The 12369-nt window shown below is 38.4% G+C and carries 14 protein-coding genes; 2 read left to right on the top strand and 12 right to left on the bottom strand.

All coding sequences use genetic code 11. The features are described from left to right. Window positions 1-113: 113 nt before the first annotated feature. The 10 genes from ACMX9J_RS15820 to ACMX9J_RS15775 form a co-directional block, all read right to left on the bottom strand. Window positions 114-989: an N-acetylmuramoyl-L-alanine amidase family protein gene (locus ACMX9J_RS15820; protein ID WP_416225955.1), complete on the bottom strand. Its 876-nt coding sequence runs from the start codon at window positions 987-989 to the stop codon at window positions 114-116. Between the two features lie 195 nt (window positions 990-1184). Continuing rightward, window positions 1185-1649, bottom strand: a complete 465-nt coding sequence (locus ACMX9J_RS15815; protein ID WP_013055770.1) for a C40 family peptidase — start codon at window positions 1647-1649, stop codon at window positions 1185-1187. A 279-nt stretch (window positions 1650-1928) separates the two neighbouring features. Next, window positions 1929-2096, bottom strand: a complete 168-nt coding sequence (locus ACMX9J_RS15810; RefSeq protein ID WP_416225954.1) for a hypothetical protein — start codon at window positions 2094-2096, stop codon at window positions 1929-1931. A 51-nt stretch (window positions 2097-2147) separates the two neighbouring features. Beyond that, a complete protein-coding gene (locus ACMX9J_RS15805; RefSeq protein ID WP_416225953.1) occupies window positions 2148-2327 on the bottom strand; it encodes a YfhD family protein in 180 nt (59 codons plus the stop codon). A gap of 133 nt (window positions 2328-2460) precedes the next feature. Next, window positions 2461-3732 carry a cation:dicarboxylate symporter family transporter gene (locus ACMX9J_RS15800; protein ID WP_028407730.1) on the bottom strand — a complete coding sequence of 424 codons (1272 nt, stop codon included), beginning with the start codon at window positions 3730-3732 and terminating at the stop codon, window positions 2461-2463. Between the two features lie 217 nt (window positions 3733-3949). Beyond that, window positions 3950-4873 carry a response regulator gene (locus ACMX9J_RS15795; RefSeq protein WP_088567766.1) on the bottom strand — a complete coding sequence of 308 codons (924 nt, stop codon included), beginning with the start codon at window positions 4871-4873 and terminating at the stop codon, window positions 3950-3952. 1 nt (window position 4874) lies between these two features. Next, window positions 4875-6182, bottom strand: a complete 1308-nt coding sequence (locus ACMX9J_RS15790; protein WP_165635548.1) for a sensor histidine kinase — start codon at window positions 6180-6182, stop codon at window positions 4875-4877. A 594-nt stretch (window positions 6183-6776) separates the two neighbouring features. Next, window positions 6777-6956, bottom strand: coding sequence for a hypothetical protein (locus tag ACMX9J_RS15785; RefSeq protein ID WP_416225952.1), 180 nt, complete (start codon window positions 6954-6956; stop codon window positions 6777-6779). Between the two features lie 85 nt (window positions 6957-7041). Beyond that, a complete protein-coding gene (locus ACMX9J_RS15780) occupies window positions 7042-8505 on the bottom strand; it encodes a sodium:solute symporter (RefSeq protein WP_310877453.1) in 1464 nt (487 codons plus the stop codon). Next, a complete protein-coding gene (locus ACMX9J_RS15775) occupies window positions 8502-8702 on the bottom strand; it encodes a DUF3311 domain-containing protein (RefSeq protein ID WP_013055761.1) in 201 nt (66 codons plus the stop codon). Before ACMX9J_RS15775 ends, ACMX9J_RS15780 begins: the two co-directional genes overlap by 4 nt. Before the next feature lie 201 nt (window positions 8703-8903). Between ACMX9J_RS15775 and ACMX9J_RS15770 the strand changes: the two genes are divergently transcribed. Next, complete coding sequence (locus ACMX9J_RS15770; RefSeq protein ID WP_013055760.1) at window positions 8904-9866, top strand: bile acid:sodium symporter family protein; 963 nt, start codon at window positions 8904-8906, stop codon at window positions 9864-9866. A gap of 194 nt (window positions 9867-10060) precedes the next feature. On the opposite strand, the gene gdh is transcribed toward ACMX9J_RS15770, so the two are convergent. Further along, the gene (gene gdh / locus ACMX9J_RS15765) at window positions 10061-10846 is read right to left on the bottom strand and encodes a glucose 1-dehydrogenase (RefSeq protein WP_014461262.1); all 786 of its coding nucleotides are present in this window, start codon (window positions 10844-10846) and stop codon (window positions 10061-10063) included. Between the two features lie 62 nt (window positions 10847-10908). Continuing rightward, window positions 10909-11760 (bottom strand): RhaT/GlcU family sugar-proton symporter, encoded by an 852-nt coding sequence (locus ACMX9J_RS15760; RefSeq protein ID WP_034269910.1) that lies wholly within the window; start codon window positions 11758-11760, stop codon window positions 10909-10911. 289 nt (window positions 11761-12049) lie between these two features. Here ACMX9J_RS15760 and ACMX9J_RS15755 point away from each other — a divergent pair, with 289 nt between their 5' ends. Beyond that, window positions 12050-12364 carry a winged helix-turn-helix transcriptional regulator gene (locus ACMX9J_RS15755; protein WP_013055757.1) on the top strand — a complete coding sequence of 105 codons (315 nt, stop codon included), beginning with the start codon at window positions 12050-12052 and terminating at the stop codon, window positions 12362-12364. Window positions 12365-12369 lie beyond the last annotated feature (5 nt).

Genomic DNA, 12369 nt, shown 5'->3' with positions numbered 1-12369 from the left:
CTCGTCCATTTTTTTGTCGAAAAAACGCTTTTTTATATCATATGAACGACAAAAAAAACGTGTGACATAAATCAATTGATTTAGTCACACGCTTTTATAGGTCTTTCCACCTTTTATTTTGTCATTCCTTCATATGCCACGATACCGTCTGCAATATGATTCATCAGCTTTGTAAGGTAAGCCTGATCAGACAGGTTCCGGTCTTCTTCTGAATTCGTCATATACCCCAGTTCAACTAGCGTTACGGGTACAGTCGACCAGTTAAATCCTGAAAGATCACTGCGATAGCGAATGCCGTCCACTTCGACAAACTGATCTTTTTCCACCTCTGTCAGAATAGCTTGAGATGCTTGTAAACTGCTTTGATAAATAGACTTTGTATAGGAATTATCTTCTGCAGGAGTGAGCACAGAAAATCCTTTTACAGAAGTATTTTCAGAACCATCTGCATGGATACGTACGTGTAAGTCAGCTTTTGAATTATTCGCAAGCTCCGCTCGTTCCCGGTTGCTGATATTCACATCGTGAGAACTGCGAGTAAGCTTTACGGTTATGCCTTTTTCTTCGAGAAGCTGTTTTAATATCATAGAGGCTTCCAACGTCAGCTTGTATTCCGGCTTCTTGGTCACCACACCTGATGTACCTCCGGAAACTTTTATTTTTGTTTCTGCTGCTCCCGGCCCGATTGGCTCTTTCTCTAGGTTAGCGTGAGCTTGATGACCAGGGTCAATGTAGACTAAAAACGGAGGAGGATCGGCTTTTTCAGGCATGTTGTTTTTTACATTTTTTACTTCATTACCTGCTTCATGAGGCTGTACTGCTTGGAACTGTGAGATGGGCTGCTTCACTCTTTCTCCCTGCGCATGAGCTTTTGGTACATCTCCGCTAACGACGGCTTTCTCTGTTTGACCTTTCATCATAAAGAAAAATGAGAGTACTGCTACTATTGCAACAATACCTATTCCATAACTCCATACTAAGCGCTTCATCTTCGCTCACCAAACTTTCGAATAGAGTGGGATATTCCTTATGTTAAAGTACAAAATGTGTTAACGTTATTATCTCACAGAATATGGTTTTTTTTGTATAAAACGTTAAAAATAATATTGGCAATACGTTATGTATATGCAAACAAAAACAACACTACATAATGTAGTGTTGTTTTCTAAAAAAATGACGGATGGTTAAATCCGTTTTGCACCAATATAACGTGCTTTCCAGTAGCTGTTGCTAAGAGATGTAATCGTCACGCCTTTAGACGTAGAAGCTTGAAGAAACTGATTATTTCCTAAGTACACGCCTACATGTGAAGGACCTTTTTTATACGTTTGAAAGAAAACTAAATCTCCTTTTTGAAGCTTTGCTTTTGAAACGCTTGTCCCTACTCGATACATTTGTTCCGTTGTGCGCGGAAGTGTTTTTCCAGCTTTTTTGAAAATGTATTGAATAAATCCAGAGCAGTCAAAACCTTTTGTTGTTGTGCCTCCCCATTTATAAGGAACACCTATTAATTTTTTACCAGTAGCAATAGCCGTGTCTTTGTATGAATATGACGCTGCTTCCACTGTTTGAGCAGGTGCAATAAACGGACTGGCTCCGCTAAATAAAACTGCAGCTGCCGTTATAGACCCAATGATGGCTTTTTTCATTTTTTTCCTCCATTATGTAACCGAACGTTACGTTTCTATGAACCTATTTTTCAATGTGTTCGGTTTAATTATAATGAAAAAAGCCTCAAAAACTATTACGCTATGATTAAATAATGTTACAAAATGGTACTTAGGAATTTTTATCTTTAGTTGTTTATAAAAAAGAGGATGGGACAAAAGCATTTTTCACTTAGGGAAAAACGAACCACTAATCAGCATGTCTGATTAGTGGTTCGTTTTTTTGTGATTGTGAACATAGTATTATTTGTTTCGTTCCTTCTAGCAGTTGATTGGAGGATAAGGCGAAGACTCCTGCGGGAAAAGCGGAGCAGGTGAGACTCCGCAGGAGAGAAAGCGACGAGGAGGCTCAGCGCCCGCCCGCGGAAAGCGAAGCCTTGTACGGAAATCAACTGCGGTGTCACAAGCAATCCAGGTCATGTATCTCATTTATTCGTCTTTAGGCTGGATTCATTTCATTATGTCTCAGTTTTTTTTCTTTTACTTTTCTTTTTGCTGTTTCAAAATTAAGTCCTGTTTCGCTTTAGCATCATGATGCTGCGCTAACTCGCGTGAAAATTCTTCATTTCCTTGATCCGGAGCAATTTTTAACTCTTTTGGTGTTTGAGGCAGTGACCCTTTGTTGTTATGTGATGATTTGTGATTATTTGCTCTTCCCATGTTGTGACCTCCTTGTATCAATCATTTGTTTTTCATCTTTAGTTACTATTCCCAACTTTTCAAAGCAAATTCAAACGAAAAAATCCGAACCATTACTCGTTCGGATCTTCCTTCAACTAAAATACGTTTGTAATTACGATACTTTTTTCGTTACTTCGTTAATATAAGCTTCCTTGTCTTTATCGTTAAATTGACCTTCCCACTTCGAAATGACGATTGCACCAAGTGAGTTTCCAATTACGTTTACCGCTGTACGTCCCATATCTAACAAACGGTCGATTCCAGCGATAAAAGCAAGGCCTTCTACTGGAAGTCCTACAGATCCAAGCGTTGCAAGCAGTACAACAAACGATACGCCCGGAACTCCTGCAATTCCTTTAGATGTAACCATTAAAATTAATATCAGTGAAATTTGCTGTGTGATGCTCATATCAATACCGTACATTTGCGCAATAAAGATCGCAGCAAGCGCTTGATAAAGAGTAGATCCGTCTAAGTTAAACGAATATCCCGTCGGAATAACAAAAGATGTAATTGCTTTAGGACATCCGAACTTTTCCATTTTTGCAATAATACGCGGTAATACTGTTTCTGAACTTGCAGTTGAAAATGCTAGCAGCAATTCATCTTTTAGCACTTTTAATAAATGGAAGATGTTAACGCCTGCCCATTTAGCTACAAGTCCTAGTACCACTAATACAAAGAAAATCATTGTGCCGTAAGCAACAATTACAAGCTTACTAAGCGGAATCAGAGACGCTAGTCCAAATTTTGATACGGTTACACCGATTAATGCAAATACGCCAAACGGTGCAAACTTCATAACTAAATTCGTTACCCAAAACATCGCTTCTGCCGTGCCTTCAAAAAATCTTAGAACCGGCTTTCCTTTTTCACCGATTGATGCAATTCCAAGTCCAAATAGGACCGAGAAGAAAATAATTGGCAGCATGTCGCCTGCAGCAATTGATTCAAATACATTCGTTGGAACGATGTGAACAAATGTTTCTACAAATCCTTTTTGCTCTGTAGCTTCTGCCGTTGATGTGTAGCTGCTGATATCTGATTTTTCAAGACCGCTGCGGTCCACACCAGTACCAGGGTGAAGCAAGTTAGCTGCCAATAAGCCTACAACAATGGCAACCGTTGTAATGATTTCAAAGTAAAGAATTGTTTTTCCGCCTAATTTACCAAGCTTCTTAATATCACCAACACCCGCAACGCCCACAATGATACTAGATATAACAATCGGCACCACGATCATTTTAATTAAATGAATGAATACGTCTCCAATTGGCTGCAGTACTTCAACTGCTTTAGGATTTCCGTAAAAAATGGCCCCTACAATAATACCTGCAATCAAACCAATTAAAATTTGTCCTGCTAATCCAAGCTTTTTGAACATATCTTTGCACCTTCCTTCTTTTTTCTAACAGCTCGAAGCTGTTTATTTGCACTTACTGTATTCAACAGATACAATTCCATTAAGAACTGTTTATTAAGTAGTTCTTTTATTCATAAGATTACATTATCATAGGCATCACAAAATCTAACACAAACCTACTGAAACTAACAAAAAAGTTTTTAGAAAATTACAAAATGAAAACGCTATAGTTTTTTTACTACAGCGTTTGTTTGACTTCATAATAGAGCATTTGGATAAATTTCTTTACATTTATACGGCTCGGAGTACTGCTTTTTCCCGTTCCTTTTTCTATATCTCTCATGCGCTGATGCACCATTGAAAAATCGAAAAACTTAGAAGCGTAATTTTCAAATTTAGGATTAAAGAAGTCAACCATCCCAAGAGAGGTCAAATGATTTAAAGACTGATAAATGGCTCTTCTTACTCGCTGCTCAGCTGCTTTCATTTCTTTTTGCAGCACGTCTTCTGTAAAAGATGAACCAAGCTTTCTAACGGTAATTTTCTCAAAAATTTCTTTGAGAGAAGGAAAATGCTGTTCATACATCGTGCTCTTTTCCGTTTGATGCAGGTAATTGATGATTTCGATTAAATCTTTACTTCCGCTTTCTCCTAAAATCCCAAGTTCTCTTAAAAGAAACCTGCACGCTTCTGCCGGATCGCTTTCTTTTTTATCAACGGAAGGCGTTTTTTGCTGGTTTCCTATATTAAGTACGGTATTTAACGATTCTTGAATTTTCTCCATTGATTGTTGAACATGAATTCGTTCAATTACTTTTTGAATGACCATGAGCACTTCCATACGATTAAGCGGCTTCGTGATATAGTATTCAATGCCAAGCGAGTAGGCTTTTCCAATCAAATCTTTTGTTTCTACCTGTGACATCATAATAATTTTGCCTTTAAAAGTATCCTTTATTTTGCGCACGGTTTCGATTCCGTCTTGAATGGGCATCAACAAATCAATAAATAAAATATCGATCTGCTGCAATAGAGAAGATTGATCATTTAAGACAATTCCGTCTTCTGCCTCCCCTATAACCTCTCCTAAATCATTATCTTCAATAATTTCAGCTAACATTGAACGAAAGACTTCGTCATCATCTATGATATAAAATCGCATATTAGTCCTTATCCCCCATTAACGTAGAAATAGGTAAATCTATAGTAAATTGAACACCGGGGCTTGGAGACAGATTAATAAATTGAATACTCCCGCCCAGCTTCTCGGTCATTTGCTTAACATAGACAAGCCCAAGACCTGTAGAAGGCGTCCCGTCCTTTGCGTATTTGGATGTAAATCCCGCTTTAAAAATGAGACGTTCATGCCTTTTTTTTACACCGGGACCGCTGTCTCTTACATATAGTAAAATGCGGTCTTCTTCTCGGCAGACGTCGATAATAATCGCGCCTTCTTTTTCAATCGCTTCGACTGCATTCGTTACTAAGTTATTAATTAATGACAAAAACAAGTACACGTGATAGCGAGGATGCTCTCCTAGAACCGAATATGAAAAATGAATATCTTTTGCTAACATCGCCGCATACTTTTCATTGCTGCGCATGACGATTTGAAGCAGACTTTCGATTTCCATATACTCAGAAAATTCCTCTTTTGTAATGACCTTGGACAGTCCTGCTGATATCCGCTGGTTGTCTTTTTTAATATCATGTACTTCTCCTGCAATTTGTAATGCTTTTTGGCTAAATTCGTGCAGCGAAGTAAGCTGGTGGATATCTGCTTCGTGTAGTTCTTCATATAAATCATACGACTTTTTCGTAATTCTCTCAGCGTCTTGCAGCGTTTTTTTCAAATGAATGGATTCTTCATACAAATTTGAAAGCACAACAAGCAGCTGATCATTTTTTTGAGAGATTTGCCGTTCTCTCAGCTGCCCTTCGTAAAGCTTGATCATGCTAAACAGACATAAAACAAAGAAACTTCGAAAGACGCCTACAATAAAAATTTGCATGAACTCCGGAAACACAATATGATGGTGAACCATCACATACATACAAAGCAGTTCCATGCCACCTGAAACCGTTTCGATGATGATGCTCCATATGCCAATAATCCACGGCTTTGAATGAAAATCGTTAATCTTAAACCAAGAAAAAGCAATGGCATAAACAAGATAATAAATCCCTGCTGAGCATCGAATCTGCAAAGAATGCAGAAAATCAAATGATTCGTAATTATACCAATCAAGGTACATTCGAAAGCCCACTATAGCACTCGCAACTAAAATACCTGGTATTACAGGAGATACCTTTCTTAAAAGCAGCAGTGAAAAGAAAAAAATGGGCACAGCAAAGCTGACTCTATACGTATCATGAAAAGGATAATATTTAAGCTCTCCTGCTAGCGGCACAACAACTATCATCACCAAAATGAGTAAAACATCTTTTTTTACTACCGTATCAACTTTCATCGTTCACGTCCTGCACTTTTTGAACATAAGTATATAGTTTAGCAATCTAAAAGACAATCGCTCTTCCTATATTTTTTACACTCCCACTTCCATTTATAAATATAGCCCATATATAAACGGTTATTTATTCTCTTTCATTATTCTTTGTAGTTTTTTAGATTTTCTTGTTTTATTTTGTAATTTTTGTTGTATAGTAGAAGTACCTTTTAAAATGTGAGGCTGTATCACAACTATTCAATTATTATTACATCACCTGATAGCTACACTAAAAAGGAAAACTATTATTTTACAGGGGGAGCTTATTTTACAATGTGGATCATTACCGTTTACTCGAAAAACCAAAGTCCGACTATGTTTGAATTTGAATCAGAGGTAGAGGCGAAAAAGACATTTCAGGAGATTAAAGGGTGTAAGATCCTATCGGAAGTTATTTACTATAACGACCGAGTTCCCGCTTTAGCGTAAATCAGTTGATGTAGGAAATTTTACAAATTATCGGTTAAAAGCCACGTAAAGAGCCAAAGGATGATCCTATTCCTTTGGCTCTTTGCTGTTTGATTAGAAAAAACAAGGCTGAGACATAATGAGATGAATCTAATCTAAAGACGAACAAACGGTAGACATGAGCTGAACCGCTTGTGACACCGCAGTTGATTTCCGTGCAAGACGTCGCTTTCCGCGGGCGGCCGTTGAGCCTCCTCGTCGCTTGCGCTCCTGTGGGTTCTCACCTGTTCCGCTTTTCCCGTAGGAGTCTTCGTCTTGCCCTCCAATCAACTGCTAGAAGGGTCTACCGTTGACCCTAACAAAAAAACGAACCACTAATCAAACGTGTTGATCAATGGTTCGTTTTTCACTTCGTCTAATATACTTTTGTCTCAGCTTCGTTTTGCTTTGTGAGCATACTGACTGCCCACATTACGATAAAGTTGATAAGCAGCGCAATAAATCCGACGTTGATATCTTTCATTTGCTGAGGCAGGGATGGAAATAACGTACCAATCGTAGAGCCGCTGATTGTAATATAGGCCACTACAATAATTCCAGCAACAATCCCCCACGCTGCTCCTTGTTTCGTTACAAAGTTATTTTTCTTCAAACTGAAAAGCAGAGATGGAAACAGCTGTGTCATTAGACTATAGCCCATCAAAATAATTGTTGATAGCGTCGTTCCCCCGTTTAGCGTAAAGTAAACGGAAATGAGTGCCACAACCGGTACAAAGCTTTTCGCTAAACGAGCAATACGCGCTTCGCTTGCTTGAGGCGCAAACGGTTTGTATATGTTTTTAGCCAGCAGCGTTGACGCACTCATTAACAGCATCGATCCCGGCACAAGCGCTGTCAGCAAACCGGCTCCTCCTATAATTCCAATAAACCAAGGATCAAAGGTTTGGATCGAAATCCGTAATAGCGCAAGATCCACGTCTCCTCCGCTTAAACCAGGAACTTTTAAAATAGCTGCAAATCCAACAAAAAATACAAAGAGCAGCATTAAGGTATAAAGAGGACTAATGATTGCATTCTTGCGAAATACCTTTGCATTTTTCGCTGTATAGCTTGAGCTAAACACCTGCGGCCACATATAAAAACCAAGTACTAGTAAAATAACGGTCGAAATAAACCACGAGACGCTTAATCCTTGCTCAGGAAACTTTAAAAATCCTGGCTTCTCTGTATTCACCGCTTCAAACATTGGACCGTATCCTCCGTAATAATGAAAAGGTAAATAAATACCTAAAAATCCAATCACAGCAAGCATCATAATGTCTTTAATAACGGCCGTCCATGCAGAACCGTGGATACCGGATATCATCACATACAGCGTTAAACTGATAGCCCCCATCCAAATGGCTGCCGGCATTGAAATGGCGCCGTATGATGCTTGTGATACAATAATTCCCAATCCTTTTAACTGCACAACAATAACAGGAATGACCGCAATCACTCCTACAGCAGCTACAAGCACACCAAGGTAAGGACTTTTATATTTGCTTACAAAAAAATCAGGCTGCGAGACGAGCTTATGATCTCTTGCATACTTCCAAATAACAGGAAGAAGCCAGTATGATAAGACATATGATAAGCTAATATAAATTAAGACATAAAGTGCAGGAGCTCCTTTTCCATAAGCCCATCCGCTTCCGCCTAGAAACGAAAACGTTGTATAGATTTCTCCGGCCATCAGCACAAAAACTAAAATAGCCCCGAAACCGCGTCCGCCTACCGTCCACTGCTCCAAGTTCATATCCTTGCCTTTGGTTGATCGTATGCCCAGAAAAATAGCTGCCACTAAAAATAGTAAAATAATAATAAGTGCACTATTCATTCTTCTTCCCCTTCCCGATTTCTGGGATCAAGCTTATACATAACCCCTAAAATAATGGACGTAAGCACCACCCATATCACCATCCAAAACATATTGAACGGCATACCGAGAACAAACGGAGTCACTCGATTAACAAAAGGAAGAAACCCTAATATGCCTACGAACGGAAGGACAGACAAAATATAGATAAATTTCATGACTAAACTCCTCCGACTTTCTAAAACTAACTTCTTTATATTACCACATATTCTGTCCATTCAATGAAGGAATGCTTGCATTTAAACTGAAATAATCTCCAAAAGATAAAATATTCTGTACTATTTTACAAAAATACTGTTTTCATTTTTCTGAATAAATAGTATAATTTCTTCTTATAGTTCGCAGGAGGTATCGTACAGATGAAAACAATAGAGAAAATCAGTACATTTGCAGGAAAAACATTTACGCTTTGGGTTATTTTAATTTCCGTTATTGCCTATTCATTCCCAGAGCACTTTGTATGGATTGGAAAGTATATCGTTCCGCTTTTAGGAATTGTCATGTTTGGAATGGGATTAACGCTGTCAGCGTCTGATTTCAGCGAAGTATTTCGAAGACCGAAAGAAGTAGCACTAGGCGTGGTAGGACATTTTATCATTATGCCGCTTCTCGCATTCGGTTTGGCGATTGGCTTAGATTTACCAAAAGAAATAGCAGTGGGCGTTATTTTAGTAGGCTGCTGTCCAAGCGGCACATCATCAAACGTAATGGTCTTTTTGGCTCGAGGAAACGTTGCGCTCGCAGTTGCCATCGCTTCTGTTTCAACCATTTTAGCACCGATCGTTACACCGCTTCTCATTTTATTATTTGCAAGCAAGTGGGTCGATATTGATATCATGTCTCTTATTATTTCCATTATACAAGTTGTCATCATTCCGCTTGCTCTTGGATTTACGATCAAAAAGTTTTTTGGAAAAGCTGCAGAAGCGAGTTCCAAAGCTCTTCCCCTTGTTTCAGTAGTCGCAATTGTTTTGATTGTATCTGCCGTTGTGGCAGGAAGCCAAGCGCAGCTTGCTAAAACGGGTGGTATCATTTTTGCCGTAGTCGTGCTTCACAACATTCTTGGTTTCACAATCGGCTTCTTCTTTGCCCGCTTATGCGGAATGGATTTAGCCAAACAAAAAGCGGTCGCAATGGAAGTTGGCATGCAAAACTCAGGGCTCGGCGTTACCATTGCTTCCACTCACTTTTCGCCACTAGCCGCTGTCCCAAGCGCCATCTTCAGCGTCTGGCACAACATCTCAGGCTCAGTGCTAGCCTTTATCTTCAGCAAACTAAAAGACAAAAACCAGCCATCGTCTAACAAAAAAATGGCTGGCTAATACAATAAACTTATAAGGGAAGCACAAAAAGCTCCCTTGAACCTTCCCAAAAAGGTTTTAAAAAGTTCTTAAAAGCTTTTACCTAGGAGAATTTCACCAACCCCGAAAGGGGGGTGAAATTCTCTTAGGTATAGAAAAAAAAGACATGGCGCTTTTTGCCATGTCTCTTTTTTCTACATCGATTCTAAACTATATTAGCCTCTTCCTGCTTGGAAAGAAGGATATTTCGTCATACCACCATCAGCAAATAATGTAATACCTGTTACATAGCTTGCTTGTGATGATGCTAAGAATGCTGCAACTGATGCTACTTCTTCTGGTTTACCGATGTAACCCATTGGAATCATGCTTTCTACGTCTGCACGTTGTACAGGATCTGCGAATTTTTCAGCGTTGATTGGTGTGTTCATCGCACCTGGTCCAATGTTATTTACGCGGATACCTTTTGGCGCATATTCAAGAGCCAATGTTTCCGTCATTAGTTTCATACCGCCTTTACTTGCTGCATAGTGAACAAATAATGGCCAAGGAATCATTTCGTGAACACTAGACATGTTAATAACGTTTCCTTTAATGTCGTTTTCAACGAAATATTTAATTGCTTCACGGCTTCCTAAGAATGCACCTGTTAAGTTTGTATCAATAACTTTGTTCCAGTTGTCTAAAGATAGCTCATGAGAAGGAACTGGGTTTTCAACACCAGCGTTGTTAATCATAACGTCTAATGTACCGAATTCTTTAATAGCTGTTTGAACAAGATTTACAACGTCTTCTTCTTTTGTTACGTCGCCTTGAACGATGATTGCTTGTCCGCCTGCTTCTTCTACTTCTTTTTTCGCATCTAAAGCTTCTTCTTCATTGTTGTAATAGTTAATAACAACTTTTGCTTCTTCTTGACCGAAACGAACAGCCATTGCGCGACCTAAACCTGTTGATCCACCTGTAATTACAACTACTTTATCTTTTAAATCTGTATACATAATAAAATCCTCCTAGTGTTTTCATTTATTCATACATACTATCATTAACTTTTACGTAAACGTTAACTTTTAGCCATTCCGAGGAATACGCCACCTAAAATGATGAGCACAATACCAATCGTAATTGAAATAAGCTGACGCTTTGTTTTCTTTTCTCCAAGTAAGAAGATACCGCCAAGCGTTGAAATAACGATTCCCATTTGTGATAATGAGAAGCTTGTTGCAACCCCTACTTTAGGTTGAGAGATAAATAAGAACATGTTACCAGCTGCCCAAATAAGGCCTGGAATAATGTTGCGAATTGCGTATTTATTAAACGGTTTGTGTTTATAAGTAAGTATAAGTCCACCAATTAACATACCAATAGCTTGTGGGAATAGTGCCGACCAGCCGTCTACATTAAATAAACGAGCGACAACTACATACACTAAGTATCCAATTGTTGAAACAATAAGGGTAATAATCCCTTTTTTGAATTGTCCAGATTGCTCTGCATTTTTTTCGCTTTCTAGTGATGTTAGCACGATACCAATAACAATGAAAATAAGAGCTAACACGCCTAAAATAACGGTTGTTGTTGTTGACCACTCGTGAAACACGATAACACCAAATAGTGATGTTGTCACAAGCTGCATACCAGTTGAAATTGGCATGGTTTTTGAAACACCAATATAATCAATCGTTTTCAACTGATTACTTTGCCCAACTGCCCAAAATAATCCTGAAACGATTCCGACAATAAAAATAAGCGGCGTCAACACTGGATGAACTACGAAATAAATAACGGCTGAAAAGATCAGCGCACCAATTGTAGTCCCAAGCGTTTGACTGTAAGGACCTCCGCCCAATTTAACGTTGAACAGGACAATACTTCCCCAGAAAATCGCAGGAAGAATAGCCAAAAGGATATCCATTTGATACTAACCTTCTTTCTCAAACTCTTGATGTAATTGTAAATTTAAAGTACCTTTTATTTAACTAGGTAACTTTATGTAACCAATCTTAGACCTTTTTTCTTGATACGTCAATAATAATATGTCGATTCTGTGACTTTTTTTTAAAACTTTACAATACAGCGTTTCCAAGCTACTGAAAGTTTTGAAAATAAAAAAAGATAGCCTTTTCATTATCCAAATGCTAGTATATAATAACATTATAAGGGTTACTTTTAATATCCTATATACAATAAAGTAGGTGGCATGAATGAATGAATTTGATGAGTTATGTCCAAAAGTGTGGAAAACGTTTGATATAATAGGAAAAAGATGGAACGGGTTAATTATTTATGTCCTGATGAGCGGTCCTAAACGCTTTAGTGAAATTCACAGCAGCATTCCCTCTTTAAGTAAACGAATGTTAACCGAACGAATGAAAGAGTTAGAAGAAGAAGGAATTGTAATCCGGCACGTTATTCCTGAACGTCCGGTTCGTATTGAATATATCTTAACTAAAAAAGGATCAGAGCTTGGTATGATCTTAGGACCCGTCAGCAAGTGGGCAAAAACATGGATAAAATAAAAAAG

It is taken from the genome of Priestia sp. RMT2NF4 (assembly GCF_047872835.1).
Classification (GTDB): Bacteria; Bacillota; Bacilli; order Bacillales; family Bacillaceae_H; genus Priestia; species Priestia zanthoxyli.
Note: the sequence above shows the minus strand (reverse complement) of the source record. Positions and strands in the feature narration are given on the sequence as shown.

Coding starts and splice junctions, on each gene's coding strand:
- ACMX9J_RS15755 (WP_013055757.1), top strand. CDS start 12,050: ATGAATGAATTTGATGAGTTATGTCCAAAAGTGTGGAAAACGTTTGAT.
- ACMX9J_RS15815 (WP_013055770.1), bottom strand. CDS start 1,649: ATGAAAAAAGCCATCATTGGGTCTATAACGGCAGCTGCAGTTTTATTT.
- ACMX9J_RS15790 (WP_165635548.1), bottom strand. CDS start 6,182: ATGAAAGTTGATACGGTAGTAAAAAAAGATGTTTTACTCATTTTGGTG.
- ACMX9J_RS15760 (WP_034269910.1), bottom strand. CDS start 11,760: ATGGATATCCTTTTGGCTATTCTTCCTGCGATTTTCTGGGGAAGTATT.
- ACMX9J_RS15800 (WP_028407730.1), bottom strand. CDS start 3,732: ATGTTCAAAAAGCTTGGATTAGCAGGACAAATTTTAATTGGTTTGATT.
- ACMX9J_RS15770 (WP_013055760.1), top strand. CDS start 8,904: ATGAAAACAATAGAGAAAATCAGTACATTTGCAGGAAAAACATTTACG.
- ACMX9J_RS15775 (WP_013055761.1), bottom strand. CDS start 8,702: ATGAAATTTATCTATATTTTGTCTGTCCTTCCGTTCGTAGGCATATTA.
- ACMX9J_RS15820 (WP_416225955.1), bottom strand. CDS start 989: ATGAAGCGCTTAGTATGGAGTTATGGAATAGGTATTGTTGCAATAGTA.
- ACMX9J_RS15780 (WP_310877453.1), bottom strand. CDS start 8,505: ATGAATAGTGCACTTATTATTATTTTACTATTTTTAGTGGCAGCTATT.
- ACMX9J_RS15810 (WP_416225954.1), bottom strand. CDS start 2,096: ATGAGATACATGACCTGGATTGCTTGTGACACCGCAGTTGATTTCCGT.
- ACMX9J_RS15805 (WP_416225953.1), bottom strand. CDS start 2,327: ATGGGAAGAGCAAATAATCACAAATCATCACATAACAACAAAGGGTCA.
- ACMX9J_RS15795 (WP_088567766.1), bottom strand. CDS start 4,873: ATGCGATTTTATATCATAGATGATGACGAAGTCTTTCGTTCAATGTTA.
- gdh (WP_014461262.1), bottom strand. CDS start 10,846: ATGTATACAGATTTAAAAGATAAAGTAGTTGTAATTACAGGTGGATCA.